The 25,200-nt window shown below is 59.2% G+C and carries 28 protein-coding genes; 10 read left to right on the top strand and 18 right to left on the bottom strand.

The window, feature by feature from the left end; all coding sequences use genetic code 11:
• Window positions 1-6: 6 nt before the first annotated feature.
• The 3 genes from FHX16_RS09070 to FHX16_RS09080 are packed head-to-tail and all read right to left on the bottom strand — an operon-like array spanning window position 7 to window position 1,413.
• Entirely contained in the window at window positions 7-261 is a 255-nt protein-coding gene (locus FHX16_RS09070; RefSeq protein WP_016554919.1) for a DUF1272 domain-containing protein, read from the bottom strand.
• A gap of 7 nt (window positions 262-268) precedes the next feature.
• Complete coding sequence (locus FHX16_RS09075; protein ID WP_007533656.1) at window positions 269-571, bottom strand: urease subunit gamma; 303 nt, start codon at window positions 569-571, stop codon at window positions 269-271.
• Window positions 572-591: 20 nt separating this feature from the next.
• Window positions 592-1,413 carry an urease accessory protein UreD gene (locus tag FHX16_RS09080; protein ID WP_183861522.1) on the bottom strand — a complete coding sequence of 274 codons (822 nt, stop codon included), beginning with the start codon at window positions 1,411-1,413 and terminating at the stop codon, window positions 592-594.
• A gap of 341 nt (window positions 1,414-1,754) precedes the next feature.
• Between FHX16_RS09080 and FHX16_RS09085 the strand changes: the two genes are divergently transcribed.
• A complete protein-coding gene (locus FHX16_RS09085; protein WP_246712587.1) occupies window positions 1,755-2,060 on the top strand; it encodes an N-acetyltransferase in 306 nt (101 codons plus the stop codon).
• A 27-nt stretch (window positions 2,061-2,087) separates the two neighbouring features.
• Here FHX16_RS09085 and FHX16_RS09090 read toward each other — a convergent pair whose 3' ends face one another.
• The 7 genes from FHX16_RS09090 to FHX16_RS09120 all read right to left on the bottom strand — a co-directional run bounded on the left by FHX16_RS09090 (window position 2,088) and on the right by FHX16_RS09120 (window position 8,711).
• Entirely contained in the window at window positions 2,088-3,059 is a 972-nt protein-coding gene (locus FHX16_RS09090) for a D-glycerate dehydrogenase (protein WP_183861524.1), read from the bottom strand.
• A gap of 125 nt (window positions 3,060-3,184) precedes the next feature.
• Window positions 3,185-4,309, bottom strand: a complete 1,125-nt coding sequence (locus FHX16_RS09095; protein ID WP_016554923.1) for a branched-chain amino acid ABC transporter substrate-binding protein — start codon at window positions 4,307-4,309, stop codon at window positions 3,185-3,187.
• Between the two features lie 119 nt (window positions 4,310-4,428).
• A complete protein-coding gene (locus FHX16_RS09100) occupies window positions 4,429-4,782 on the bottom strand; it encodes a DUF6867 family protein (RefSeq protein WP_114713530.1) in 354 nt (117 codons plus the stop codon).
• 24 nt (window positions 4,783-4,806) lie between these two features.
• On the bottom strand, window positions 4,807-5,535 hold the full coding sequence (locus FHX16_RS09105) for an ABC transporter ATP-binding protein (RefSeq protein ID WP_016554925.1): 729 nt from the start codon (window positions 5,533-5,535) through the stop codon (window positions 4,807-4,809).
• A complete protein-coding gene (locus FHX16_RS09110; protein ID WP_016554926.1) occupies window positions 5,535-6,410 on the bottom strand; it encodes an ABC transporter ATP-binding protein in 876 nt (291 codons plus the stop codon). The genes FHX16_RS09105 and FHX16_RS09110 overlap by 1 nt, the downstream gene beginning before the upstream one ends.
• On the bottom strand, window positions 6,410-7,804 hold the full coding sequence (gene livM, locus FHX16_RS09115) for a high-affinity branched-chain amino acid ABC transporter permease LivM (RefSeq protein WP_183861531.1): 1,395 nt from the start codon (window positions 7,802-7,804) through the stop codon (window positions 6,410-6,412). Before livM ends, FHX16_RS09110 begins: the two co-directional genes overlap by 1 nt.
• Before the next feature lie 4 nt (window positions 7,805-7,808).
• Complete coding sequence (locus FHX16_RS09120; protein WP_016554928.1) at window positions 7,809-8,711, bottom strand: branched-chain amino acid ABC transporter permease; 903 nt, start codon at window positions 8,709-8,711, stop codon at window positions 7,809-7,811.
• Between the two features lie 446 nt (window positions 8,712-9,157).
• Here FHX16_RS09120 and cysQ point away from each other — a divergent pair, with 446 nt between their 5' ends.
• Window positions 9,158-9,952: a 3'(2'),5'-bisphosphate nucleotidase CysQ gene (cysQ, locus tag FHX16_RS09125; protein ID WP_183861533.1), complete on the top strand. Its 795-nt coding sequence runs from the start codon at window positions 9,158-9,160 to the stop codon at window positions 9,950-9,952.
• Between the two features lie 134 nt (window positions 9,953-10,086).
• Window positions 10,087-11,124, top strand: coding sequence for a DUF2793 domain-containing protein (locus FHX16_RS09130; RefSeq protein WP_183861535.1), 1,038 nt, complete (start codon window positions 10,087-10,089; stop codon window positions 11,122-11,124).
• Between the two features lie 17 nt (window positions 11,125-11,141).
• Here FHX16_RS09130 and FHX16_RS09135 read toward each other — a convergent pair whose 3' ends face one another.
• On the bottom strand, window positions 11,142-11,882 hold the full coding sequence (locus tag FHX16_RS09135; protein ID WP_183861537.1) for a LuxR family transcriptional regulator: 741 nt from the start codon (window positions 11,880-11,882) through the stop codon (window positions 11,142-11,144).
• Window positions 11,883-12,281: 399 nt separating this feature from the next.
• Between FHX16_RS09135 and FHX16_RS09140 the strand changes: the two genes are divergently transcribed.
• Window positions 12,282-12,557 carry a DUF1153 domain-containing protein gene (locus FHX16_RS09140; protein ID WP_007533628.1) on the top strand — a complete coding sequence of 92 codons (276 nt, stop codon included), beginning with the start codon at window positions 12,282-12,284 and terminating at the stop codon, window positions 12,555-12,557.
• A 313-nt stretch (window positions 12,558-12,870) separates the two neighbouring features.
• Window positions 12,871-13,152, top strand: coding sequence for a GNAT family N-acetyltransferase (locus FHX16_RS09145; RefSeq protein ID WP_183861539.1), 282 nt, complete (start codon window positions 12,871-12,873; stop codon window positions 13,150-13,152).
• Between the two features lie 101 nt (window positions 13,153-13,253).
• Here FHX16_RS09145 and FHX16_RS09150 read toward each other — a convergent pair whose 3' ends face one another.
• Window positions 13,254-13,604, bottom strand: coding sequence for a hypothetical protein (locus FHX16_RS09150; protein WP_016554933.1), 351 nt, complete (start codon window positions 13,602-13,604; stop codon window positions 13,254-13,256).
• Window positions 13,605-14,046: 442 nt separating this feature from the next.
• On the opposite strand from FHX16_RS09150, the gene ctrA reads away from it, so the two are divergent.
• Window positions 14,047-14,748 carry a response regulator transcription factor CtrA gene (gene ctrA / locus FHX16_RS09155; RefSeq protein WP_003542362.1) on the top strand — a complete coding sequence of 234 codons (702 nt, stop codon included), beginning with the start codon at window positions 14,047-14,049 and terminating at the stop codon, window positions 14,746-14,748.
• 115 nt (window positions 14,749-14,863) lie between these two features.
• Here the strand turns inward: ctrA and FHX16_RS09160 are convergent, their stop codons facing one another.
• Together FHX16_RS09160 and chpT are read right to left on the bottom strand one after the other, a co-directional pair.
• A complete protein-coding gene (locus tag FHX16_RS09160) occupies window positions 14,864-15,226 on the bottom strand; it encodes a PleD family two-component system response regulator (RefSeq protein ID WP_183861542.1) in 363 nt (120 codons plus the stop codon).
• A 112-nt stretch (window positions 15,227-15,338) separates the two neighbouring features.
• Window positions 15,339-15,986 (bottom strand): histidine phosphotransferase ChpT, encoded by a 648-nt coding sequence (chpT, locus tag FHX16_RS09165; RefSeq protein WP_183862006.1) that lies wholly within the window; start codon window positions 15,984-15,986, stop codon window positions 15,339-15,341.
• Between the two features lie 191 nt (window positions 15,987-16,177).
• Here chpT and FHX16_RS09170 point away from each other — a divergent pair, with 191 nt between their 5' ends.
• Window positions 16,178-16,774 carry a DUF1134 domain-containing protein gene (locus FHX16_RS09170; RefSeq protein ID WP_183861543.1) on the top strand — a complete coding sequence of 199 codons (597 nt, stop codon included), beginning with the start codon at window positions 16,178-16,180 and terminating at the stop codon, window positions 16,772-16,774.
• A 119-nt stretch (window positions 16,775-16,893) separates the two neighbouring features.
• Window positions 16,894-18,051, top strand: a complete 1,158-nt coding sequence (locus tag FHX16_RS09175) for a hypothetical protein (RefSeq protein WP_183861545.1) — start codon at window positions 16,894-16,896, stop codon at window positions 18,049-18,051.
• A 2-nt stretch (window positions 18,052-18,053) separates the two neighbouring features.
• On the opposite strand, the gene FHX16_RS09180 is transcribed toward FHX16_RS09175, so the two are convergent.
• Together FHX16_RS09180 and FHX16_RS09185 are read right to left on the bottom strand one after the other, a co-directional pair.
• Complete coding sequence (locus FHX16_RS09180) at window positions 18,054-18,872, bottom strand: RNA methyltransferase (protein ID WP_183861547.1); 819 nt, start codon at window positions 18,870-18,872, stop codon at window positions 18,054-18,056.
• Window positions 18,873-18,876: 4 nt separating this feature from the next.
• Window positions 18,877-19,263 (bottom strand): hypothetical protein, encoded by a 387-nt coding sequence (locus tag FHX16_RS09185; RefSeq protein WP_183755591.1) that lies wholly within the window; start codon window positions 19,261-19,263, stop codon window positions 18,877-18,879.
• A gap of 42 nt (window positions 19,264-19,305) precedes the next feature.
• On the opposite strand from FHX16_RS09185, the gene FHX16_RS09190 reads away from it, so the two are divergent.
• A complete protein-coding gene (locus tag FHX16_RS09190) occupies window positions 19,306-20,340 on the top strand; it encodes an RluA family pseudouridine synthase (RefSeq protein WP_183861549.1) in 1,035 nt (344 codons plus the stop codon).
• A 162-nt stretch (window positions 20,341-20,502) separates the two neighbouring features.
• A complete protein-coding gene (rpoH, locus tag FHX16_RS09195; RefSeq protein ID WP_016554940.1) occupies window positions 20,503-21,411 on the top strand; it encodes an RNA polymerase sigma factor RpoH in 909 nt (302 codons plus the stop codon).
• A 73-nt stretch (window positions 21,412-21,484) separates the two neighbouring features.
• Here the strand turns inward: rpoH and FHX16_RS09200 are convergent, their stop codons facing one another.
• Both FHX16_RS09200 and FHX16_RS09205 read right to left on the bottom strand, forming a co-directional pair.
• Entirely contained in the window at window positions 21,485-23,821 is a 2,337-nt protein-coding gene (locus FHX16_RS09200) for a hypothetical protein (protein WP_259127125.1), read from the bottom strand.
• 60 nt (window positions 23,822-23,881) lie between these two features.
• The gene (locus FHX16_RS09205) at window positions 23,882-25,180 is read right to left on the bottom strand and encodes an adenylosuccinate synthase (protein ID WP_183861553.1); all 1,299 of its coding nucleotides are present in this window, start codon (window positions 25,178-25,180) and stop codon (window positions 23,882-23,884) included.
• Between the last annotated feature and the right edge of the window lie 20 nt (window positions 25,181-25,200).

Genomic DNA, 25,200 nt, shown 5'->3' on the forward strand with positions numbered 1-25,200 from the left:
TTCTCCTCACACGGCCTTGATGGGCGCGCAGCCCTCGGCCTTCAGAACGCGCTTTGTCGACGCGGGGTATTTGGCAAGCTTGGCAGCCGGACGCACCGGGCGGCGTACGAGTTCGCCGCCGCAATTCGGGCAGACTCCGCCGAGGACGTCCGCGACACAATCGGCGCAGAATGTGCACTCGAATGTGCAGATCATCGCCTCGGAACTGTCAGGCGGCAGGTCCTTGTCGCAGCATTCACAATTGGGGCGCAGCTCCAGCATCATGACCTCAGCGGATCGGTTCGTGGACGGTCACAAGCTTGGTGCCGTCGGGAAAGGTCGCCTCGACCTGGACGTCATGGATCATCTCCGCGATACCTTCCATGACCTGGTGACGGCCGATGACATGGGCGCCGGCTTCCATCAGTTCGGCGACCGGACGACCGTCACGCGCGCCCTCGACCACGAAATCGGTAATCAGCGCGATCGCTTCGGGATGGTTAAGCTTGACGCCCCGCTCCAGCCGCCGCCGCGCTACCATCGCCGCCATGGAAATCAACAGCTTGTCTTTTTCTCTCGGTGTGAGGTTCATCGTGCATCCATCTGCTTGAACTAGAGATTCCAGACTTTCGGTACCGGCGCTCCGTTGCGCAAGGTCGAAATGATCGGGATCAGGATTTTTCTCAGGGCGAAGCCATCGGGCGCCGAAAGGCGCACGACGAGCTTGCCGGCCCAGCTGCTGGCACCGCCCATATGGCCTTCGAGCAACGGCCGGACTGCGCCAAGGTAGGCTTCGGCCCGCGGCCCGACATACAGCACCGTTGCAAACGCGACCTTGCCTGACAGCACGGCATCGGCACCGGCAAACATTGCAACATTTCCCTGCAGCGCCAGGTCCTCGGCGTGGCAGAGCCGACCTGCTTTGCGAATACGCCAGCGATCCCGGAAGAGCCCCGTCTCGACAACCTCCCCCATCGCCTTGCGGCCAAGCAGGATGGCCTCGACGGCCAGGAATTCGGAATCGTCATCAAGATCGACGTCGAGTCTTCGAAACAGTGATGAGCGGTCAAAAAGAATGGTTTCCTGCGGCAGCCAATCCACCCTGGCGTTTGCGCCGACGGCAATACTAGTGTTGACCTCAGCCGTTCCCGCTGACGCCTTGTAGATCTTCTCGCAGGCCTGTGTGGTGACATCGATGCGGGTGCCGGGGCCAGCCGCGACGCTCCAATTCATCCGGTCGCCACCGGTCAGGCCGCCCGCGGTATTGATGATGACGGCTTCCATCGAGGAATCGAACGTATTGGGAAGGCGGATTTTGGCCGCTCCCTCCTGATACAACTCTTGCAGGCGGGTCCGCCCGTCGAGCGTCTTCGCAGCCAGATGTCCGCGCCCCTCGGCCCTTTGCGGCCTTGTGGCCGCAGCAACGTTCATCATTCCATCCCCTTCGAGCGCGTCGTTGGCTTGTCCCGATGTTACTCCTGGCGCCGGCCAGCGATTGACGGCAAGCAATTCCCGTGCCGTGCCAAGTTGCAGTGCGATCCGGCGCTATGACGCTGGCACGCCTCCTCAACTGCCGACAAAAGCGGCATGTGCGCAATGGACCGGCATCCGAAGCCGTAAGATGAGATCTCCGATCGGTCGCGCGAGACCTAATGATAAAGATTTGGAGGAAGCTGCATTGATCCGCAGGGCGACAAAGCAGGACATCGCCCGAATAGTCGAAATCTGCGCCGGCGTTTCCGAGAACGCCCTGTCCGATCCGTCCAAGGTTACGCTTGAGGACATGGTTCATCGTCAATCCCGGCATCTTTGTCTGGGAGGATGAAAGCGGTATTTGCGGCTTCTCGGCCGCGGATACGCGCAACGGCTCCATCTGGGCACTGTTCGTGGATGAGCGGCACTGCAACCGTCGCATCGGACGCGCCCTCGAGCGGGCCTGCACAACAGTGAAATCGGCGGGCTTCGACAGCATATGGCTGACGACGGATCCCGCAACGAGAGCCACGCGCCTCTATCATCGCGCCGGGTGGCGCTTGATCGGCAACCTGAAGGGCGAATTGCACTTTGAACGGAGTCTTTAACTCTGAACCATCAGTCGGACCAAGGCGCTAGGTAACGCGATCCGGCGGCTCTTTGCCTTCGAAGAAGGCGGTGATGTTCTCCACAACCTTCATTCCCATGGCAGTGCGGGTTTCCTCCGTTGCGCTTCCGAGATGTGGCAGCAGGACGACATTCTCCATGGCTCTCAGCGCCTCCGATACATGCGGCTCGGCTGCATAGACGTCGAGCCCGGCGCCGCGGATGACACCGTCCTTTAAGGACGCGATCAACGCCGCTTCATCGACGACATCGCCGCGAGCCGTGTTGATGAGGAACGCGCCGGGCTTCATCGAGGCTAACCGGGCAGCATTCATCAGATGTCTGTTCTCCTCGCCGCCAGGGCAGTGCAAGGAAACGAAATCGGAGAGCGCCAATACATCCTCAACTGTCGGCAGTTGTCTTGCGCCGTAGCGCGCCGCTTCCGTCGGATCGACAGGCGACCGATTGAAGAAGACGACATCCATCCCGAAGCCGAAGTGGCAACGCTGCGCGAACGCCTTGCCGATGCGCCCGAAACCGATGATACCGACTGTCTTACCGGTGACCTTCGTCCCGATCATATGCGTCGGGCACCAGCCCTGCCACTCGCCAGCCCGGATCTGGCGCTCGCCTTCGCCACCCCTGCGAGCGACGGTGAGCAGCAGGAGCATGGCGATATCGGCCGTGCAGTCGGTCAGCACCCCGGGCGTGTTCGTCACCACGATCCCTCGCGCCTTCGCTGCACCTATGTCGATGTGATTGTAGCCTACCCCGAAATTCCCCAGGATGCGGGCACGTGGCGTCACACTATCAAAGACGGCAGCCGGCAGCCGGTCGGAGACCGTCGGCAGGACGGCGTCGTACGCGTCAAGCGCATCGCTCAGTGCCTCCCCACTCATGGCGATATCATCCGCATTCAGCGTCGTGTCAAAACGGTCCGAGAGGATCTTTTCTACCGTTGCAGGCCAGCGACGCGTGACGAGAATGCGTGGTTTGGACATGAGAACCGTTCCGATTGCCGTGATTGACTTCCTACCCAGTAGCGCAAAAAAACGCCGAGGGCCAAACGGAAGAAGCCCGGTCTTGCGACCGGGCTTCCAAAATCCGCACAAGCGGGGATGAACCCTTACTTGGCTTCCTGCGGGAAGTAGCTGTACTTGCCGTCCGGACCCTTCTTCCACTCGTACATGATGTAGCCAGGAAGCTTCGGGTCGCCCTTTTCGTCGAACGACATGTCGCCGAGAACGGTCGGGAACGGGCCCTTTGCCTTCATTGCCGCAGCAACGGCTTCAGCGTCGTTGGAACCGGCAGCCTTTGCGCCACCAGCGATCGACTGCAGCGCAGCGTAGGAGTAGAGCGTGTAAGCTTCCGGGTTGAAGCCAGCAGCCTTGAACTTCGCAACGAGGTCCTTGTTGGCCGGGTTCAGCGTCGGATCGGGGCCGAAGGTGTTCAGCGTACCGGCGACTGCGTCGCCAGCGATCGATGCCAGTTCGTTCGAAACGATACCATCACCGGAAACCAGCGTAGCCTTGAGGCCCTGGTCGGCAGCCTGACGGATGATCAGACCAGCTTCGGTGTGAAGTCCACCCCAGTAGATGATCGAGACGCCGGCTTCCTTCATCTTAGCGATGAGGGCCGAGAAGTCCTTGTCACCAACGTTGATGCCTTCGTAGACGACTTCGGTAACACCGGCAGCGTTCAGAGACTTCTTGGTTTCGTCAGCGAGACCCTGGCCGTAAGGCGTCTTGTCGTGAACGACGGCGATCTTGGCGTCCTTGAAGTGGTCAGCAAGATACTTGCCGGCGATTGCACCCTGCTGGTCGTCACGGCCGCAAGTACGGAACGTGTTCCAGAGACCGCGCTCGGTGAACTTCGGGTTCGTAGCAGCCGGGGTGATTTCGAGCATGCCGTTTTCAGCGTAGACTTCGGAAGCCGGGATCGAAACGCCCGAGTTGAAGTGGCCGATAACGAACTTGACGCCGTCAGCAGCGAACTTGTTCGCAACCGAGATGCCCTGCTTCGGGTCGGAGACGTCGTCGCCGAGTACGACCTTGATCTGCTCGCCGTTGATGCCGCCGGCAGCGTTGATGTCAGCGGCCGCCTGCTCTGCGCCCTTCTGGAGCTGAGCCCCGAACGCAGCGTTCGGGCCGGTCAGCGGACCAGCAACGCCAACGATGATGTCGGCCCATGCGTTGCCGCTGAAGGCGACCATCGCCGTCAGAGCTACAGCCGACAGGAGAGACTTTTTCATTCTATTACTCCCAATTTTTTAGCGGGTTCTGTTCCACCACCCAGCGCATTACCCACTTTACTGCGCCAGGAAACTTGTTCCACTCGAAGGGGCAATCTGTCCCTAGATTCAACCGGCTGTCAATGTTTTGCCTTCCAGGAGAAGGGGGAAGTCTTTTCGTATAGCCAGTAGTAGTTGTTGACCATCTGGTTGGTCCGGCGATAGCGATAGCCGGCCGTCGAGAAGATCGAGAGAAGGACGAGGTCGATCACATAGTAAAAGAGGCTGAGGACCGGTCCATCAAACAGTGCGTGATGCAGAAACTGCATCGCAGCGGCGAGCAGAACCGTGTAGGCGATCACCAGCGGATAGTCGCTCCAGCTGTCCGCCGCAGCCTTGCCTGCTCGCCAAGCGGTCCAGAATCCGATCAGCACGACGAAAAGCCGAATGGCACTGCGAACGCCGGTATCGCCCTCAAAGAAAAGTCCCTGCATATCAAAGTCTCCCCTTCGTCATGCTCAATGCCGTCCGCCTTCGAGATAGGCGGCACGCACTTCCGGATTCGCCAGCAGTTCCGCGCCGGAACCGCTCATGGTCACTTTGCCGTTGACCATGACATAAGCACGGTCGGACAGGCGAAGTGCCGCGAAGGCGTTCTGCTCTACGAGGAAGACAGTGAGCCCCTCCTCCTTGTTCAACTTCTTGATCGCCTCGAAAATGCCCTTGACGATCAGCGGCGCGAGACCGAGTGACGGTTCGTCGAGAAGCAGCAGTTTCGGACGCGCCATCAGCGCGCGACCGATCGACAGCATCTGCTGCTCGCCGCCAGACAGCGTGCCGCCGCGCTGGGTCTGGCGTTCCTTCAACCGCGGGAACATCGTAAAGACCTTTTCGACGTCCTCGTTGAAGTACTTCAGGTTATCCAGGCCGGCACCCATCTGGAGGTTTTCCATGACGGTCATGCGCGGGAATATCCGACGTCCTTCGGGCGACTGCGCGATGCGAAGCCGGGCGATCTCGTGTGTCGGCATACGCGTGATGTCGCGACCGTCGAAAACCACCGAACCGTTGCGCGCCTGCGGGCTGCCGCAAATTGTCATCATCAACGTCGACTTGCCGGCACCGTTGGCGCCGATCAAGCTGACGATCTCGCCGCGATGGACTTCGACATCGATTCCGGCCAGAGCCCGAATGTTGCCGTAATAGGTTTCGACGCCCTGGACTTTGAGAAGTGGCTGACCAGTCATCAGTGCGAGCCTCCTTCGAGGTTCTCTACGGCTGCAATCACTTCTTCCACTTCCTCGTCTTCGACGCCGAGATAGGCTGCGATAACCTTCGGGTCATTCTTCACCTCATCAGGCGTGCCGTCGGAGATCTTCTGGCCATATTCCAGAACGACGACATGGTCGGAAATTTCCATAACCACCGACATATCGTGTTCGATCAGAAGAATCGACGTGCCGCTGTCAGTACGAATGCTGCGCAGCAGCGCATTCAGCGCAGCCGACTCTCTTGGATTGAGTCCAGCGGCAGGCTCATCCAGGCACAGAAGTTCCGGTTCCGTGCACATTGCGCGCGCGATCTCAAGCCGGCGCTGTGCGCCGTAGGGCAGATCACCAGCCGGGTCATCGGCCCGATCCATAAGATCGGCCTTTTCAAGCCAATGGCGCGCCAGTTCGATGGCATTCTTCGCCTCGGCCCGATACGGTCCGATGCCCACCAGCCCCATCACCGTGTAGCCGGACGCCTTCATCAACTTGTTGTGCTGGGCGACGAGCAGGTTTTCGAGAACGGTCAGGCCGGAAAACAGCCGGATGTTCTGGAAGGTACGGGCAACCCTGGCCTCTTTGGTGATCCGGAAGTCCGGAAGCCGTTCCAGCAGGAACTCCTTGCCGCTCTTCTGCTTCAGCGTGATCATCCCCATCGTCGGCTTGTAGAAGCCTGTGATGCAGTTGAAGACCGTCGTCTTGCCGGCGCCGTTCGGGCCGATGAGCGCGGTAATGTCGCCGCGCTTGGCTTCGAACGAAAAGTCGTTGATCGCCATCAGGCCGCCGAACTTCATCGACAGGTGCTCGACCTTGAGCAAAGTATCGCTGGTCATGTTTGTTTCCTGAGGGCTCATCAACCGTGGCCCTCCTTGGTAAAGCTGCCGGAAACTGCCTTGCGCTCCTTGAGGAAGGCCGTCGGTTCACGCGATCCCACGAAGCCACGCGGCTTGATCAACATCACAACGACCATCGCCAGACCGAACAACAGCATGCGGTAGAGCTCTGGCGTGAAGTCCGGTCCGAAAATCATCTTCAGGAAAGCCATCTCACGCAACAATTCCGTGCCGCCAACCATGACGATTGCCGCAATCGCGATGCCCGTCAGTGACCCCATGCCGCCCAGAACGACGATGGCCAGAATGACCGCCGATTCCAGGAAGACGAACGATTCCGGAGAAACAAAGCCTTGGCGAGCGGCAAAGAACGAGCCGGCGAAACCACCGAACATCGCACCCGTCGCAAAGGCCGTGAGTTTCGTTGTCACGGTATTGATCCCAAGCGAGCGGCAGGCGATTTCGTCTTCGCGCATCGCCTCCCACGCACGGCCGATCGGCATCCGGCGCAGACGGATCGTCACATAGGCGGTCAGCATGCAAAGCGCCAAAATCAGGTAGAAAAGGAAGATCTTGTAGTAGGCCGATGAAATTGGCAGGTGGAAAAGCTTCGCAAAGCCGCCGGCACTTGCATCGAACGGAATGCCGAAAAGCGTCGCCTTCGGAATGCCCGAGATCCCAAACGTCCCCTTGGTGAGATCCGTCCAGTTGATGATCACCAGGCGAATGATTTCACCGAAAGCCAGCGTTACGATCGCGAGATAGTCACCGCGCAGTCGCAGAACCGGGAAGCCCAGAATGACACCCCACAGTGCAGCCAGAATACCGGACAGAGGCAGCAGCACCCAGAACGAGAGGCCGAAATAGCTGGATAGAAGCGCGTAAGAATACGCCCCAATCGCGTAGAAGGCGACGTAACCGAGATCGAGCAGGCCGGCGAGACCGACGACGATGTTCAATCCCCAGGCCAGCATCACGTAGATCAGGATCTGGATACCAAAGTTGTCCACCCACTTCAGCGAGCCCTGTGGACCGGCAACGGCATAGATAAACACCGGATAGAGCAGCAGCGCGATGAGCGCGATCTTCAAGAAGTGCGTGTGAAAAAAGCCCTTCTCGGTCGAGATATCAAGCTCGCCGCTACGAGCCTTCGCCAACTTGCGCGCATCGAGATGTGGCCTCAAGAAGACCACCGTCAAGAAACGACCGACGGCAGCAATTGCCACGAAGATGGCCAGGAGGCCCCAGCGCTGAACGATGATGAGTTCGTTGCTGATGTTCTGGTCGGTCTTCAGGCCGACGTAGAGCACGAACATGCCGAACGAGATGAGAGCCGCGAACAGAGCTTCTTTAATACCCTTCTGAACAAGTCCGGCGTTTGCGGACTTGTCAGCGGAACGTACAGCATTTTCCATGACGTTATACCTTCTCGACTTCCGGCCGGCCCAGGATACCTGTCGGCTTGAAGATCAGCACGAAAGCGAGGATGGCGAATGTCGCCACATCCTTGTACGCGATGGTGAAGTAAGCCGACCACAGCGACTCGATGAGACCGATCATCAGCCCGCCGAGAACAGCACCCGGCAAGGAGCCGATGCCGCCAAGAACAGCCGCGGTGAACGCCTTCACACCCGGTACGAAGCCGTCGTTGAAGTTCACGACACCATAATACATCAGATACATCGTACCTGCGACGGCAGCGAGCGCCGCACCCATGATGAAGGTAACGGAAATCGTCTGATCGACATTGACGCCCAGCAGCGCTGCCATCTTGCGGTCCTGCTCGGTTGCGCGTTGGGCGCGCCCGAGGGACGTGTGATTGACGAGATACCAGAACACCGTCAGCAGCACGACCGTGATGAGGATGATTACGATCTGCTTCAGCGAAATCGAAATGCCCGCAACGTTGTAAACGGTGCTGACAAGCGGCGGGATCGGCTTGTTGCGCGGACCTTGCGTCACCTGAATGAAGTTCGACAGCGTGATCGACATGCCGATCGCGGTGATCAGAGGCGCGAGGCGGAAAGATCCACGCAGCGGACGATACGCAACGCGCTCGATCGTCCAGTTCCACAAGCTCGTCATCAGCATCGCAATGAGCAGCATTACCAACAGCAGAACCGCTACCGGAAGGCCCGCGAACATGGATGTGAGAACGAGAAAGACAATAAGGCCGGCAAAGCCGCCGAGCATGAAGATATCGCCGTGGGCGAAGTTGATCATGCCGATAATGCCGTAAACCATCGTATAGCCAATAGCCACAAGGCCATAGATGGATCCAAGAGTCAGCCCATTAACGAGCTGCTGGACAAAATATTCCATATGTCATTTCCCCTGGATGCAAGCCAGTTCAGCCAGCATCTCTTGTTATTAGGACCTTAAATGAGCCCTTGATTAAGGATTTCATACCGCTTTCAAACCAAAAGGGAAGTGCAAAATCGCAAAGCCCCAAAGTTCTTTGCCGTTTTGGTGAAAATGACTTTTTTGCGGTCAGGAATTCGCTTTTTTTAGCATGCTAAGCCTAAGAAAGCGCTTTTTGACTTTTAACGGCGCAAGCAACCGAAATTTTTCGCTCGGCGCCAGGCGATGCAGCATATGAAGACGACCGCAGAGATTCTTTTCCGGGAGTGCTGCGCGCATTCGATACATGATTGCACGCATTCGACGGCAACCCGTTGCGCTGATACGATTCACATCGTCGAGGGAATTCCCTATATAAGAAAAGGCGCTCGAGGTGAGCGCAGTGCGGAAGATCCGGAAGGCGAGCAATGCTCGAAACATTTGAGCGCGCCGCTCTCGAAGCGGGCAAGGCAATTATGCAGGTCTATCTGGAGGGGTGCCCGTCCGCCAGGAAAGCAGACAACAGCCCGGTCACCATCGCCGACGAGCGCGCCGAGCGCATCATCATTGCACAGCTTGAAGCAGCCTTCCCCGATACCCCGATCATTGCGGAAGAGTCGGTGGCCGCCGGCAACGTTCCCGCGATCGGCGCGTCTTTCTTCCTTGTGGATCCGCTCGACGGCACTCGGGAATTCATCGACAAGCGTCGCGAGTTCACGGTGAACATCGCCTACATCGGAGACGGGCGGCCCCTCGCCGGGATCGTCTATGCCCCTGCCCTCGGCATCGCGTTTTCTGCAGAGAACGACAAGGCCGAGAAGCTTCTTGTCAACGAGCATTTTCAAGTGATCCGGCGAACCGCCATCCGTGTGCGGCCGCAACCGGCCGACCGGACGGCTTTGGCGAGCCGATCGCACAACAGCCCTGAGACGGATGTCTTTCTGAGCGCGAATGCGATCTCCCGCTGTACCAACATCGGTTCATCGCTAAAGTTCTGCATGCTGGCTGAAGGGCTGGCCGACGTCTATCCGCGCTTCACGCGGACGATGGAGTGGGATACGGCCGCCGGCGACGCCGTGCTACGCGCCGCAGGCGGCTCGACCGTAACGCTGGACGGACTGCCGCTCACCTATGGCAAGACGTCACAGCCGCATGACAGCGACTTCGCCAACCCTAATTTCATATCCTGGGGCGGCGCGAGATCCGCGCTCGAGCGGGCATAACCTTTTCGAAAAGACACGGAAAATCAGCGAAGCGCGGCTTCCACCGTCCACGCCCCATTAGCAGCATCTAGGATTTTCGGCGAAATTAATCCGTGCCGGGCGCAAGCTCCGGCCAATCCGGGAGCCGCAAAACCGTGTCTGACCAGACCAACAATCTCGCCCTGCCCTATATCCTGCCATCCCAGGCACAAAAGCACGTTACCCACAACGAAGCGCTGCAGCGTCTGGATGCCATTGTCCAACTGAGCGTCACCGGAGAATCCTCCCTTCCTCCACCCGACGTCTCCGAAGGACAATGCTATCTGGTCTCCGAAGGGGCCGGCGGTGCTTGGTCCGGCCGGGACGGAATGCTGGCACTCCGCCAGGACGCCGCCTGGATCTATATCGAGCCGAGGCCGGGCTGGCGCGCCTTCTTCATGGCGCAGGGCCAACTCCGCGCATTGAGCACCGACGGGTGGCATGCGATAGCGCTGGATAACGATAATTCTCTACCGATGGTCGGCATCAATACCTCGCCGGATGCCTTCAACCGCCTCTCGGTGGCGTCCGACGCAAGCCTCTTCAGTCACTCCGGCCACGGGCACCAATTGAAGATCAACAAGTCTGCCGCCGGCGAGACGGGAACGCTGCTCTTCCAGACAGCATGGTCCGGCCGGGCGGAACTAGGCCTCGCCGGCAACGACGATTTCTCGATCAAGATCAGCGGCAACGGCAGCGATTGGCTGACGGCTCTGACAATTTCGCCGCGAGGGATTGTAAGAACGCCAGCCAAACCCGCCGCTCGTGTCTCCTTGGCGGCGGGAGCATCCACGCCGGCATCCGGCAGCCGAACTGGCTTCAACGAATTCCATCTGCTGCAAGGCGGCTTCTCTCTTGGCCCGGTCATTTCACCCGGCATTGGCAACCGCCTGCTCATCCCCGAGACCGGCCTATATCTCCTGCTGCTCACAGCAAGCACGCTGTCTTCGTCCGGACATGAGGCCGTCCTCGAGGCAAATGGCACGGTGGCGCTTGCGGCCGCTGTCGGTCCTGCTTCGACCGGCGCGGCACGTCATACTGCCTGCACTTTAGCATCGCTGAATGAGGGAGACTCGCTGGCGCTGCTGCACCACGGCAACGCACAGTATGAGTTCGGATCTGCGAAAACCGAGCTTTCGGTCGTGATGCTTTAGATCAAAGCAACAACCGTCTAGAGCAACCTGTAGCGAAACGCGCGGGCGATGGCCTGCATGCGATTGACGGAATTGAGCTTTCGCATCGCGCTCTTCAAGTAGCCGACCACGGTATGCGCGGAGAGATCAAGGATGATCGCGATCTCTTCGCTGCTCTTTCCAGCGGCCGACCAACGCAAGCATTCGATTTCGCGACTGCTGAGGCTTTCCGCGGGCTGCTCTACAGGGTTCTGATGGCCGAGTTGCTGCAGGAGTTCCATCGCGCGGAAGACCAGCCTCATCGCCTCATCGCGAGCAGGTGACTCGCGCTCACCCGAAAATGCGAACACATAGTGGCGCAGGTGCACATCATGCAGCGCAAAGGCAAATGTATTTTTCAGGCCATATCTTTTGAAGACGGCCGTCTGGAGCTGGCCGCCCTGGTTGGTCGCCGCACTCTCGAAGGCCGCAATGTCATGGAAGACCGGCATCGTCGTCGTCTTCAAAGCTACAAGAAGCTTGCAGCAGTAGAAGAAATCAACCTCTTCGTAGATATCAAGTAGCTCTTGCGGCCAGTTGCTTGCCAGATGGTTGCTGAGGAAGCCACTGCGGTCGCCGCGTGGAAACTCCGCCAGCAAGTAGTGGTTGAAGTCCGCCTCACTCGCCATCTCGGCCATGCCATCGCTGAATCGCTGTACAGACATGTTCTGCCCAGACGCGATCCGCGAAAAAACAGCATGCTCCGCGCCATCGCGACTGGCGCGCTCTTGTTTCTTCATTGTCTTATCCCCGGCTCGCTCCGACCCCACCTGCTGCGTTTGTCGACCCATAAAAGGCCGCGCGGCACCGAGCGAAAAGCAAAGGGCGTCGTATCAAAAGGACACGAAGCAAACAGCTTTAGTCATTCCGGGCGCCACAAGAAGAACGGAGACGGGATCTTGCGCTCACATATGTTGCGCCGCTTATAAATTGGCGAATATCAATTGCCCATCAACCATTACGCATGGCTCCTATGCGCCAGTTACAAATTAACGTTGCGGAAGGCAGCTAAAGCGCAAATCGCTTCTTAGGGCTCCGACGCCTAAATTTCTTATCAAAGTGTTACGATGCGCTTAGGCAATTCTTAAATGTGACAAGCTAGAGTGACTGCCGTGGTCTTGAGTTGTGTAGAGAGTCCAATGACCGAAATGATACGTCCCCGAGTAAAATATGTCATCGGCCCCGATGGCAGCCCGCTGACGATTGCTGATCTGCCGCCGCCGAATACACGGCGCTGGGTGATCCGCCGCAAAGCTGAGGTTGTAGCGGCGGTTCGCGGTGGCCTGCTGAGCTTGGAAGAAGCCTGCGAGCGTTACACGCTGACTGTTGAAGAGTTCCTCTCCTGGCAGTCTTCGATCAACAGCCATGGTCTTGCCGGTTTGCGCACGACCCGCATCCAGCAGTATCGCCACTGACTAGCCCTTTTTGGGCAACGAATTTTACAAGTCGGGCCGCTTGCATGTCCTGAGGGGGATATACAGACGGCCCGAATTCGCGACGCAGCGAACTTGCTTCGTCTCGCCATCACCGACAAGCTTCACCGCGAATTCCCGCTTCATGGACCACTCAGCTGGAAACTCGATCGGTGACGCTGGAACCGCTGCCGGCCCATACCGGCAGCCCTCTCCCCGCCGACCTCATCGAACACTGTGTTCTCGTCTACCGTCTTGGCGTATGCAATGTGACATGCCACTTTCCCGAACAGCACACTGTTGATGAGGAATGGCAATGAACATCAAGAACGAAGCAACGACTTCCGGCGGTCGCTACGTTGCAGAGCTAGAGGGCCATCAGGCCGAGATGACCTACTCCCGCACGTCGCCTAAGCTCGTCATCATCGACCACACCGGGGTACCCGATGCACTGCGCGGCAAGGGCGTCGGCCAGGCACTGGCTCTGCACGCCGTCGAGGAAGCGCGCAAGGGCGGATGGAAGATCTTCCCGCTCTGCCCGTTCTTCAAAGCCCAATCCCAACGCCACGCGGAATGGGCAGATGTCATCAACAGCTGACATCGCAACGCCAAAAGCCATGTATGACGGACGCGGCAGCCCATCATGCATGGCTTTTTCGAGGCGATGTCGAGGCGCCCTAGCGGCGCCCGATTCCTGCCTTAGGCTCTTGCCCGGACCGCGCTGTCGCGCTCTTCCAGCGCGGCCGCACGTGCGTACTCCGCCTGCATCTCTTCGAGCGCCTGTTCCAGCGACTCTTCCTGCATCTTCAGCTCCTTGATCGAAACCTGAAGATTGTCCGCCCGCTGGCGCGCTGCCTTTGCGAAAGTCGGATAGGCGAAGTGATTCGGATCGGAAATGCCGGATTTCTTTTCTTCAACGAGGATCTGGCTCTCCAAATCCTTCGTCATCCGTTCAAATTCGGACATCATCATCTGCAATTGCTGCAGTTGGCGACGTTTTTCGTTCACCTGAAACTCCTTCAGGCGAGTTAGGCTCTCACGCGACTTCATACGCATTACTCCAGTGATGCGAGACCCCTGCTCCACTCAAAACCGCCCCTGCGAGCCGCTTTGAAACGGCCTGCCCAAAAAATTTCCGTCGGTATTAACAAAAACCTACCGCTGGTAACCTTTCGTTTACGGGCATCGTTAATGATAGTGCCGATGATTTAAGGGTCGGTAAACACAACTACGCGATTTCCGATACCGCTTCATTGGTGAGTCGAATGAATCGCTTACCGGCCATTCTTAATGTAAAAGTTAAGAAGTAGGCTTTGCGGATTCTCGTTGGAAAACAGCGGAATGGACAAAATATTTAATAAATTGATTACCTCTTGCCAGAGTGAATCAGAATTTGTTAACCATTTCGTGGCAGCTTCCAAATCACGCAGTGACATATTCGGTATCGTGTAGGGGGCCAGACCACCTTTCGGCGGCGGTAAAGGGGATAAGAATGCGGGTACTACTCATCGAAGATGATAGCGCGACAGCGCAGAGCATCGAATTGATGCTCAAATCAGAAAGTTTTAACGTCTACACCACCGATCTGGGTGAAGAAGGCGTGGATCTCGGGAAGTTGTATGATTACGACATCATCCTTCTCGATTTGAACCTTCCCGACATGTCCGGATATGAAGTGCTCCGCACTCTCCGTCTGTCCAAGGTCAAGACACCGATCCTGATTCTCTCCGGCATGGCCGGCATTGAGGACAAGGTTCGCGGCCTCGGTTTCGGCGCCGACGACTACATGACCAAGCCGTTCCACAAGGACGAACTGGTTGCCCGCATTCATGCGATCGTGCGCCGCTCCAAGGGTCATGCCCAGTCCGTCATCATGACCGGCGAACTGATCGTCAACCTCGACGCCAAGACCGTCGAAGTCGGTGGCCAGCGCGTTCACCTGACCGGCAAGGAATACCAGATGCTGGAGCTGCTCTCGCTCCGCAAGGGCACCACCCTTACCAAGGAAATGTTCCTGAACCACCTCTATGGCGGCATGGACGAACCGGAACTGAAGATCATCGACGTCTTCATTTGCAAGCTGCGCAAGAAGCTGGCCAACGCCGCTGGCGGCGCGAACTACATCGAAACCGTCTGGGGCCGGGGCTATGTTCTGCGCGAGCCGGATGGCGCTGAGTACGCCGAGACTGCCTGAGTTTTCATCCCCTTTGCCAAATAGAAAAAGTCCCGTCCTTGTGGCGGGATTTTTTTCGTTTCCGGCATAAAAAAGCCGCCCAGGGCGGCCTTGATTGGTGAAAGGAGGTTCGCAATTATGCGGCGATAGCGCGATTGCCGAAAACGGCAGTCAAAATCTTGCGGTCGAACGGCTTGAGCAGAAAATCCGTCGCCCCTGCCCGTTTCCCCATCATCAGCTTCTTGAGATCGGCTTCGACCACGCAGTAGTAGATCTTGACCTCGTTGCCGCCTTCCATACCGCGGATGGTGGAGATCAGTTCAAGCGCACCGTCCATTCCGGAATCGACAATCAGGTAGTCCGGAAGTTCGACCTGGCAATTGGAAAGGGCTTCATAGACATTCGAGGCTTCGCTGACGAGGAAATCCAGCTCAGACAGGATACGCTTCCCGACCTTGCGAACAACGTCCGACGAGTCGGCGATCATAAACCTCTGCATGGCTGCTCCTTGCCCCAGCTTCTGTCCCGGCTGGCGAATTACTAGCCAAGGATAAAAACATTAGGCTAAGGATTTATTACCTCGGGGTGCCGAATCGCCGTCGAGGCTTGTATCAAGCCGCGATAACGTCAGCGGTGAAGGTCAGTTCTTCGGTGGTTGCACCATGGCCCAGCGTCATGCCGCATTCATCGGCAAGCAGCACCGTATAGTACGGCTGAATCGTATGGGCATCGATTGCCTCCTCGACTTCCCCGGTCGAAATTTCCACGAACTTCGGCGGCAGGCGCATCAACTTGCCCTTTGCGACAATCTTGAATTTTGCGTCCAGCTCCGGGTTTTCCAGTGTGACTTCAATGGTGCCGCCACGCGGAATGGACGAATAGGCCACGAGAAACAGATTGAGCAGCAGCTTGACGCGGTTTTTGGCGATGATCGCACGCGGGCCACTCCAAGTAACCTCGGTCTTCTTCTCGGCAGCCGCAAAATCCTTCGCCGCGCGTTCGGCTTCACCGGTATCGATCGAGGCGCCGACCGAGCCTGAGGCGCCGAAGGCAAGCCGGGCGAACTTCAGGCGCACAGACGCGTTGAGCGCGCTTGTCCTGATAAGATCCATCGCATCGGCGTCGGCGCCGCCCTCGTCCAGAAGCTCCAGACCATTGTTGATTGCGCCGACCGGCGAAATGACATCATGGCAGACGCGGCTGCACAGAAGCGCGGCCAAGTCGGGACCGGTCAGGGTGAGGTTTGGATTCTTCGACATCATCGTCTCCAGGGGCGGCAGGGTCATTCCGCCGTCTATCTTGCGTCATCAAAATTGCGCGAAGTTTGCGGCCGTACTCGGCGCCATAATGACACCATATTTGGTAAACCGATTGTTAAGACCATACGCGCAAAATGAATCAAACGCCGGAAACGGCTCATCGTACCGACCATGATGAACGGATGACACCCATGCGCGCCCATTTCCTCGGAAGACTCCCGGTCCTCTGCCGGCTTCTCGTTGCGCTGATATTCTCGCCCCTCGTGCTTATCCCCATGCAGGCGGCGGCGCAGCAGGCCAACAATGGCCAGTACACGATGCAGGAGATCGTTGACGCCGGACACTCGTTTTTCGGCTCAACCAGCGGCGGGCTCGCAAAGGTGGTCGAAGCGGCCTTTCAGAAATACGGCCTTCCGAACGGCTACATCCTCGGCCAGGAAGGCTCCGGTGCCTTCATCGCCGGACTTACCTATGGCGAAGGTCAGCTGAACACCAAGAATGCCGGCGAGCATCCGCTCTACTGGCAAGGCCCGTCGCTCGGCATCGACTATGGTGGCCAGGGCACACGCGTCATGATGCTGGTCTATGACCTGCCCTCGACCGACGCCATCTATGCCCGTTTCGGCGGCGTCAGCGGTCAGGCCTTCGTCATCGCCGGCTTCGGTATGACGCTTCTCAAGAATGAAAACGTCCTAGTGGTGCCGATCCGCACCGGTGTCGGGGCGCGCCTTGGACTGAATGTCGGATACCTCAAGGTCACGCCGAATCCGACCTGGAATCCCTTCTGATTCTATCGGCGCTGTCGAACTCTCGCTCGCCGTTACCTTTCCGCCACTTGCTCTACGCGTCAGGTCCGCTTAATCATTGGTCCTGACGCAAATCAACTTTTGGAAGCCGTGGCAACTCCGTGATCGAATATGCTCTCTTGTTCGGACTGGGCTTCCTGACGGCAGCGTTCCTCGTTTTCCTGGTGTCGCCCGCTGTCCACCGTCGCATCGTCTGGTATACAGAAAATCGGATGCGCGCGACCATGCCGCTCAGCCCGCAGGAGGTGCGGGCGCAGAAGGACATGGTCCGAGCCTTCTATGCCGCGGAAAACGCCAAAACGACGCAACAGCTGGTGCGCGAGCGCGAGAAGTCGCTGGCGCTGCAGTTGAAACACGATTCACTGGCGCTCGACGCCGGACGATTTGCGGCTGAAATCGGCGGATTGCAGGCGCAGATCAGCGACATGAGTGTCGAAGCAGCGGAACAGCGCTCGCATCTGCGCAAGGATGAAAACTACATCAGCCAGCTGAAGACGAGCCTCCACATCGCGGAGCAGGCAAGTGCGGCCAAGGAAGGCGAACTTGAAGCGCTTCGCACGCGCCTCAACAGACTTGCGGAACAGAGCGACAATTTGAAGATCGATTTGGCGGCGCGCGAGACCGAAATCGAAAGCATGAGCTTCAAGGCGAATGCGGTCCGCATCGAGCGCGACACGCTTCGCCAGGACGTGAGCTTGCTGCAGAAGCGCGCAAAGGATGCGGAGCAGACCCTCGCCCAGCACGAGCACGCGGTCATCAGGCTGGAAGATCAGGCAGACCGCGATGCGGCGTCGGTGGCCGACAAGGATACGCTACTCGGACGCCGCCAGCAGGAAATTGCGAAGCTGAAAGAACAGATCAAGGCGGCGAACGCCGAACTGCGCAAGGCAAACCGTGCACTGCGCAATGCCGGTCTTCAACCCGTAGCCGCAGATGCGGTTTCAGAGGAGCGGGCAACCGAGGAAACGATGGCAGCCGAACTCGATACCGCGGCGATCGCGGCACGCCTGAGCGAAGAAGTGCGCAAGCGCAGCGCCGCCGTTTCGGAACAGTTGAAAGCAAAGTCGGACACGTATCAGGATGAAGCCGCACGCGAAGAGATCGCCGACATAGCCGCAAGAATGGTCGCGTTGACAGCGATCAATGAAGGCCCCACGTCGCCGATCCGAGACCTTCTGCCGGATGCCGCAGACCATCAGGATGGTGAGCGCATCAACCTTGCGCAGCGCGCAGCGACGATCCTGTCGGAACCAGGCTGAGATCAGATCCGCTTCACTGCTGACGCCATGGCGAAAAGAGCGATGCCCGTGGCCGTCGCCACATTGAGGCTGTCCAATCCCTCCGATTGCGGAATGCGCGCGCTGTTGAAGCGCTCAAGGACAACAGGCGGCAATCCCTCGCCTTCCGTGCCTACGACCAACGCCATCCTGCCGGCTGGCGGTATCGCCCGGATGTCGGTCTCGCCGCGCGGCGAGAGTGTCCAGATGGCGAAGCCGTTCGCGGCAAGCCGCGCCAGTATATCAAGTCCAGTGCCCTTCCGCTGGTAAGGCACACTGAGGACGGAGCCGACGGAGACGCGCAATGCCTTGCGATACAGCGGATCGCAGGACGTTTCATCGAGGAAGATGGCATCGGCCTTGAAGGCGGCCGCGTTGCGGAACATGGATCCGGCATTGTCATGATTGGAAATGCCGCAACCGACAAGGACCAGCGAACGCTTAGACAATCGGTCGACGAGATCGACTTCCGCTACCTCGCGCCTGCCGAGGGCCAATACGCCGCGATGGAGATGAAATCCGACGATCCGGTCCAGAACTTCGGCCTCGGCAACATAGACGGGCACCTCGATCGGCAGCCGCTCGAGAATGGGAGCGACGCCATCGACGCGGTTCCTGAGCAACAGCACCTTTTCGGTTGTAAAGCTGCCGCTGTGGCTGGCTTCCGCCAACATGCGAAGCACGACCGTACCCTCCGCAATGAAGCGGTTCTGCCGACCGGTCAGATCCCGTTCGCGGATATCGCGGAACTCAGCGATGCGAGCATCGTCCGCGCTCTCGATCGCAACGAGCCGAGAAGCCATCGCCCTAGCCGCCGTTGATGGTCACATCGGCGACAATGCGTCCTGCCTTGATATCGAAGACGAGCGACTTCATGATCCCGTCGGCCGTGGCCCCAAAGAACATGATCTGCCCTCCCGAGAACGACGACGACTGAATGATGAAGCCCGGCGGCAACACGGCCGTCACGGATATAGGCGCATCCGACGGTACGCCGGCCGATGTCACGGCTGTTGGTTCGCTCGCGGGAGTCCGCATCGTCTTGTAGACAATGGCGCCGAAGACCGCCATAAGGCTCACGAACATGATGATGCCTGAAACAATCTGCAGGCGGATCATCTTGCGCCGGACACGTTCCATCACCGGATCAAGGGGCTTTTCGTCCTGATCACCTTCTGGCTGGATATTCGTCATATGTGGCGTTCCGTTCTATAAATCATTCGGAGAAGAAGCGTCTTGAGCGACCCCTTTAAACAAGCATCCGGCATTAGAAAAGTCCTCACGGCCGACGAGAGTGCCGAAGGCCGTCTCGATGCGTGGATGACGGCACAGCTTGGGGAAGAGTTTTCGCGCAGTCGCGTGAAGGTGCTGATCAAGGAAGGCCAGGTCTCGGCGGGCGGCAAGGTCGTCGCCGATCCGCAGAAAAAAGTGCGTCCAGGCGATGTCTTCGAGATAGTCCTACCGGAACCGCAAGACCCGACGCCCCAGGGCGAAAACATTCCGCTCGATATTCTGTTCGAAGACGACGATGTCATCGTCATCTCCAAGCCTGCGGGCCTCGTCGTCCATCCAGCGGCAGGGAACTGGACCGGTACGCTCGTCAATGCGCTGATCTACCATTGTGGCGACAGTCTTTCCGGTATCGGCGGCGTCCGTCGTCCGGGGATCGTTCACCGCCTGGACAAAGACACCACAGGTGTAATGGTCGTCGCCAAGAACGACATCTCTCATCGCCACCTCTCGCTGCAGTTTGCCGATCACGGGCGCACCATGCCCTTGGAGCGCGCCTATCAGGCAATCGTCTGGGGGCGTCCTCGCGCGCTGACGGGGACGATCAATGCCCCGCTGGGGCGCTCCGTCGGCGACCGTACGCGTCGTGCCGTCAAACGGCCCGAGACGCAGGATGCCGACGAGGCGATCACACATTATGAAGTGCTCGAGCGCTTTCATGAGAATCCCGACGCGACTTCGCTCGCCTCACTCATCGAGTGTCATCTCGAAACCGGCCGCACGCATCAAATCCGCGTGCACATGGCACATATCGGCCACCCGCTGCTCGGTGACACGGTCTACGGCGCAGGTTTCAAGACAAAGGCAAATCTCCTTCCGGATGCTGCCAGGAAGACTGTGAATGCCTTTGGCAGGCAGGCCCTCCATGCCTATATGCTGCAATTCGAGCACCCCCGCACCAACGAGGTGATGCACTTTGAAGTGCCTCTGCCTGAGGACATGGAAGAGTTGGCAAGCGCCCTGCGGGCCAAGGCGGAGTAACGCCTTCGTGAAACGGTGTGCGGCCTTGAACCCCTGTTCGGCCATACTTATCTGTACATTGACTTAGTGCGGGCTCCGATAAAGCCGCACGTCCCCGGTTCGCCTTTTTAACGCAGGGGCGCGTTCCATCGGGAACCGGAATTCAGATAGGAGGGTGCTTTTATGGCCCGAAATAACTTGCCGTCCATTACCGCCGGCGAAGCCGGTCTCAATCGCTATCTCGACGAGATCCGCAAGTTCCCGATGTTGGAACCGCAGCAGGAATATATGCTTGCGAAGCGCTATGCGGAACATGGCGATCGCGAAGCCGCTCACAAACTCGTCACCAGTCACCTGCGCCTCGTTGCGAAGATCGCGATGGGATACCGCGGCTATGGCCTGCCGATCGGCGAAGTCGTATCCGAAGGGAACGTCGGCCTGATGCAGGCCGTCAAAAAGTTTGATCCGGAACGCGGCTTCCGTCTTGCCACCTATGCCATGTGGTGGATCAAGGCGTCGATCCAGGAGTACATCCTGCGTTCGTGGTCTCTGGTGAAAATGGGCACGACCGCCAACCAGAAGCGACTGTTCTTCAACTTGCGTCGTCTCAAGGGCCGCATTCAGGCCATTGACGACGGTGACTTGAAGCCGGAACACGTCGCTGAGATTGCCACGAAGCTGAACGTCTCCGAGGAGGAGGTCGTCTCGATGAACCGTCGCCTGTCGGGCGACGCGTCGCTGAACGCACCGATCAAGGCCTCGGAAGGCGAATCCGGGCAATGGCAGGATTGGCTCGTCGACGACCACGATAGCCAAGAGGCGGTTCTGATCGAGCAGGACGAACTCGACACGCGTCGCCGTATGCTGGCGAAGGCGATGAGCGTTCTGAACGATCGCGAACGCCGTATCTTCGAGGCGCGTCGTCTCGCTGAAGATCCGGTAACGCTGGAGGACCTCTCGTCAGAGTTCGACATCAGCCGCGAACGCGTTCGTCAGATCGAAGTCCGCGCCTTCGAAAAAGTCCAGGATGCCGTGCGCAAGGAAGCTCTGGAGCGCGCCAAGGCCGTTCGGGTCGTGGAAGCGACAGCCTAAAGCGCAAGTTTCCTCAAATGAAAAAGGGCGGGACCGTTTGGTCTCGCCCTTTTTTATTTACTCCAACCAGTGATTATTGGCTGGTCGATACGTCGCCAAATGCGGCCCATTCCTTGATCGCGGCGTTGAACGCCTCCGCGCCCGTCGAGCCTTTCTGCATCGTCAGAAGGGCACGGCGGCCGTTGCGATAGGTGATCGGGATATCGATCCAGTCGCGGCTTCCGAGGAGATCGAGGTTCGCCTTGCGCGCATCCGGATAGTCATTCAGCGCGATCATATGGAAATCGTCCGTGATCTTTGCGGGAACGGCAATCAACGCGTCGCCGCGATCCTGCTCGGTCCGCTTCATCGAAATGCGCTGAACGCTCTCGATGGCGCCGCCTTCGAAGTTTGGCGGCAACGAGAAGACGACTTCGACGATGTGGCTTGCAGGCAGCGACGGATCCGAATTGCGTTTGAAGGTGAGCTGCGCCGACAGGTTGCGTTCCGGAACGGTCACGGTCGCCTGCACGGATGCTTCCTGCCTGCCGTCCGAGCCTGCCTCGTGCTGGAGGCTCCAAACCACCGACCCCTGGATAGCAGTCGGCGAACTCTGCCCGATACGCTCTTCATAGAGGAACATTTTCTCATTTGACCCGACCGGCGCGGTTTGTGCTGCACCGTCCGCCGGCGGCGTCGCCGCTGACGTGGCTGCCGGAGGGGTAGCGCTCGTCGAGGGCGGCGTCGTCGAGGTCGCAGGCGGCGTCGGATCGGCCGCAGCAACGTTCTGCTCGGCTACCGACTTTCCTTCGGCCGTCGGCGTTCCTGGAACAGCAGCGGGGCCGCTGTCGACCTCGGTGCCGTCGGCACGAAGCCGCTGGTTGAACTTGTTGTTGACGGCAGCGCCGTCATTCAACGAGGCGACTTCCTTGTTTGCGTCTGCCGGCTTGGCGTCGCTGGTCTGTGGCGCCGCGGCTGGCGTCGAAGCATCCGGCTTGGCCGGCGCCTGCTCGTTCTTCGCACTCTGCGACGGAGCGGCGCTGACAAGGTTCTTCAACATCGTCGACAGCGCATCCTGATGGGTCCAGGCGGCATACCCGCCGCCGCCAACAACGCCCAGCGCAATGAGGATGGTTACGATGGAGCCGATGCCGAACCGGCGGCGCTTCGGCTCCATGCGCAGATTCTTGCCCTGGAACTTCGCGGCAACGGCGCTGTCGAGATCGGGCGGCGCAGTGCCGTCGTCGTCTTCGGCAACAACGCCGCGGTTGTCGTAGCCACGAAGCGGCCGTGCCTCCTGCCACGCAGGATTGGTTTCCGGCGCAGCTTTCGCGGTGCCATGGATCTCCGAGAAGAGATCGCCATCGTCGAAATGCGCGTTGATCGGAACCTTCTTGCCGCTTTCGATCGGTGGGAGATCGTCGAAGGCTGCTGCCTCCCAGGAGAACCCCTCGTTGGCGGCAGGCATCTTCACCCTAGCCGGTGCATGGTCGATGCCGGCGATGACGTCCTCGAACGCGCGCGCGGCTTCGTTTGCCGGAGCAACGGGCGCTGCCTCGGAAAACTGCCTCAATTCCTCGAGCGCCCAGTCTGTCGGGGCATCCTTGGCCGGCGGCGCCGGCGTTTCCTCGACGGGCTCAGCCCATACCGGATCGAAATGCCCGGCGGCGTCCGCATGGAGCGGCTCTTCCTGGCTGCGATCCACGAATTCTTCCGGCGAGCGATCCAAGCCATAGACTGGTTCGACCAGACGGTTGGTCAGATCGTAGTCGCGCGCCGCTGGCTGCAAAGCCGGCTCCACGTACGGAGGCTCGGTGGGCTCGGCAACAGGCTCTTCTATGCCCACATGCTCGTCAGAGCCCTGCCGTTCCTCGTGAGCGACCTCTTCGGAAGGAGCGGAGCGCAGGTGCTCGACGGGTTCGACTTCTTCAGCGGGAGCCGACGGCTCTTCATGCGGCCAATGCGTGTCGTGCTGGGCAGCATATTCCGGCTCGGCAGCGGCAGGCTCTTCGTGATAATGCGCAGGCTCTTCGCGCGGCTCCTGATAGGCAGGCGCAGGCTCTTCAGCTTCTACATGCTCTTGGTGAACCGATGTCTCGTCTGCCGGCTCGTCAACAGTGGGTTCGGCGGCGACCGGTTCAGGAGCGGTGGCCTCCGGCTCATGGGCGGTCTCGACTTCGGGCGCAGCCGCCGCGGCAACATCGTCCGCGGACGGAACGGCTTCGGCGTGTTCCGCTTCGACTTCGCGGATTGCAGCCTCGAGCTTTTCAAGCTGCCGTTGCAGCATCGCTTCCGGCGGACGCGGCTTCATGTTCTCGAGCTGCCGCTGCACAGCACCGCGAGCGCGCTCGTAGACTTTCACCCGCATCTCGGGAGTATTTTCAGACAGGCCGTCAACCGCCCGCCGGATAACTGCGATAAAATCCGCCATTCGTACTTTCTCTAAGAGTGCGGTCCGCCACGCGAACCGCACAAATAATGACCCGCGACCTTAGTCCTCAAAAGGATCGGTCACAAGTATCGTGTCGTCTCGCTCAGGACTTGTAGACAGGAGAGCGACGGGCGCCCCGATCAACTCTTCAACCTGGCGAACATACTTGATTGCCTGGGCCGGCAGATCGGCCCAACTGCGCGCGCCGACCGTCGATTCTTTCCAGCCTTCGAGCGTCACATAGATCGGCTCGACGCGAGCTTGCGCGCCCTGGCTGGCAGGAAGATGATCGATCTCTTCGCCGTCCAGCTTGTAGCCGACGCAGATCTTCAGTTCGTCGAGGCCGTCGAGAACATCAAGCTTCGTCAGCGCAATGCCGGTAATGCCGTTGGTGGCAACCGACTGGCGCACCAGCGCTGCATCGAACCAGCCGCAACGACGCTTGCGGCCCGTCACCGTACCGAATTCGTGACCTTTTTCACCGAGGAACTGGCCGATCTCGTCATGCAGCTCGGTCGGGAACGGTCCCTCGCCAACGCGCGTCGTATAGGCCTTGGTGATGCCGAGGATATAGCCGAGCGATCCCGGGCCCATGCCAGAACCAGCCGCGGCCTGGCCGGCGACGGTGTTCGAAGACGTGACGAACGGATACGTGCCATGATCGATGTCGAGCAGGCTGCCCTGCGCACCTTCAAAGAGGATACGAGCGCCCTTGCGGCGTTCCTTGTCGAGGAAGAGCCAAACCGTATCGCGGTACGGAAGCACGCGGTCGGCGATCGACGTCAGTTCCGTCATGATCGTATCATGGCTGACCTCGGCAACGCCAAGGCCGCGACGCAGTGCATTGTGGTGCGTCAGGATGCGGTCGACCTTGCCCGGCAGCGTGTCGAGATCGGCGAGGTCCATCACACGGATCGCACGGCGGCCAACCTTGTCTTCATAGGCCGGGCCGATGCCACGGCGCGTGGTGCCGATCTTCGTACCGCTGTTGGACGCAGCGTCTTCACGGTAGGCGTCGAGCTCGCGGTGCAGTGAGAGAATAAGCGTCGCGTTGTCGGCGATGCGCAAGTTCTCGGGGGAAATCTTGACGCCCTGCTTTCCCAGCTTCTCGATTTCGGCAATCAGTGCGTGCGGATCGACGACGACGCCGTTGCCGATCACGGCCATCTTGCCGGGACGCACGACGCCGGATGGCAACAGCGAGAGCTTGTAGCTGGTTCCATCGATTACCAGCGTATGGCCTGCATTGTGTCCGCCCTGATAGCGCACAACGATGTCCGCACGTTCCGAAAGCCAATCGACAATCTTGCCCTTGCCTTCGTCACCCCATTGCGAACCGACCACGACTACGTTCGTCATTCACGTCTTCCTGTTAAAGG

The sequence above is a fragment of the Rhizobium sp. BK661 genome (genome assembly GCF_024808825.1).
GTDB lineage: Bacteria > Pseudomonadota > Alphaproteobacteria > Rhizobiales > Rhizobiaceae > Rhizobium.

What these genes read in the sequence shown, in the direction of transcription:
- FHX16_RS09100 (WP_114713530.1), bottom strand. Translation starts at nt 4,782, where the DNA reads ATGCAGGGACTTTTCTTTGAGGGCGATACCGGCGTTCGCAGTGCCATT.
- FHX16_RS09150 (WP_016554933.1), bottom strand. Translation starts at nt 13,604, where the DNA reads ATGAAGTCGCGTGAGAGCCTAACTCGCCTGAAGGAGTTTCAGGTGAAC.
- FHX16_RS09200 (WP_259127125.1), bottom strand. Translation starts at nt 23,821, where the DNA reads ATGGCGGATTTTATCGCAGTTATCCGGCGGGCGGTTGACGGCCTGTCT.
- FHX16_RS09180 (WP_183861547.1), bottom strand. Translation starts at nt 18,872, where the DNA reads ATGGCTTCTCGGCTCGTTGCGATCGAGAGCGCGGACGATGCTCGCATC.
- FHX16_RS09080 (WP_183861522.1), bottom strand. Translation starts at nt 1,413, where the DNA reads ATGATGAACGTTGCTGCGGCCACAAGGCCGCAAAGGGCCGAGGGGCGC.
- FHX16_RS09170 (WP_183861543.1), top strand. Translation starts at nt 16,178, where the DNA reads ATGCGCGCCCATTTCCTCGGAAGACTCCCGGTCCTCTGCCGGCTTCTC.
- FHX16_RS09160 (WP_183861542.1), bottom strand. Translation starts at nt 15,226, where the DNA reads ATGCAGAGGTTTATGATCGCCGACTCGTCGGACGTTGTTCGCAAGGTC.
- FHX16_RS09140 (WP_007533628.1), top strand. Translation starts at nt 12,282, where the DNA reads ATGACCGAAATGATACGTCCCCGAGTAAAATATGTCATCGGCCCCGAT.
- rpoH (WP_016554940.1), top strand. Translation starts at nt 20,503, where the DNA reads ATGGCCCGAAATAACTTGCCGTCCATTACCGCCGGCGAAGCCGGTCTC.
- FHX16_RS09185 (WP_183755591.1), bottom strand. Translation starts at nt 19,263, where the DNA reads ATGACGAATATCCAGCCAGAAGGTGATCAGGACGAAAAGCCCCTTGAT.
- FHX16_RS09095 (WP_016554923.1), bottom strand. Translation starts at nt 4,309, where the DNA reads ATGAAAAAGTCTCTCCTGTCGGCTGTAGCTCTGACGGCGATGGTCGCC.
- FHX16_RS09135 (WP_183861537.1), bottom strand. Translation starts at nt 11,882, where the DNA reads ATGAAGAAACAAGAGCGCGCCAGTCGCGATGGCGCGGAGCATGCTGTT.
- livM (WP_183861531.1), bottom strand. Translation starts at nt 7,804, where the DNA reads ATGGAAAATGCTGTACGTTCCGCTGACAAGTCCGCAAACGCCGGACTT.
- FHX16_RS09145 (WP_183861539.1), top strand. Translation starts at nt 12,871, where the DNA reads ATGAACATCAAGAACGAAGCAACGACTTCCGGCGGTCGCTACGTTGCA.
- ctrA (WP_003542362.1), top strand. Translation starts at nt 14,047, where the DNA reads ATGCGGGTACTACTCATCGAAGATGATAGCGCGACAGCGCAGAGCATC.
- FHX16_RS09075 (WP_007533656.1), bottom strand. Translation starts at nt 571, where the DNA reads ATGAACCTCACACCGAGAGAAAAAGACAAGCTGTTGATTTCCATGGCG.
- FHX16_RS09105 (WP_016554925.1), bottom strand. Translation starts at nt 5,535, where the DNA reads ATGACTGGTCAGCCACTTCTCAAAGTCCAGGGCGTCGAAACCTATTAC.
- FHX16_RS09090 (WP_183861524.1), bottom strand. Translation starts at nt 3,059, where the DNA reads ATGTCCAAACCACGCATTCTCGTCACGCGTCGCTGGCCTGCAACGGTA.
- FHX16_RS09110 (WP_016554926.1), bottom strand. Translation starts at nt 6,410, where the DNA reads ATGAGCCCTCAGGAAACAAACATGACCAGCGATACTTTGCTCAAGGTC.
- chpT (WP_183862006.1), bottom strand. Translation starts at nt 15,986, where the DNA reads ATGTCGAAGAATCCAAACCTCACCCTGACCGGTCCCGACTTGGCCGCG.
- FHX16_RS09205 (WP_183861553.1), bottom strand. Translation starts at nt 25,180, where the DNA reads ATGACGAACGTAGTCGTGGTCGGTTCGCAATGGGGTGACGAAGGCAAG.
- FHX16_RS09120 (WP_016554928.1), bottom strand. Translation starts at nt 8,711, where the DNA reads ATGGAATATTTTGTCCAGCAGCTCGTTAATGGGCTGACTCTTGGATCC.
- FHX16_RS09070 (WP_016554919.1), bottom strand. Translation starts at nt 261, where the DNA reads ATGCTGGAGCTGCGCCCCAATTGTGAATGCTGCGACAAGGACCTGCCG.
- cysQ (WP_183861533.1), top strand. Translation starts at nt 9,158, where the DNA reads ATGCTCGAAACATTTGAGCGCGCCGCTCTCGAAGCGGGCAAGGCAATT.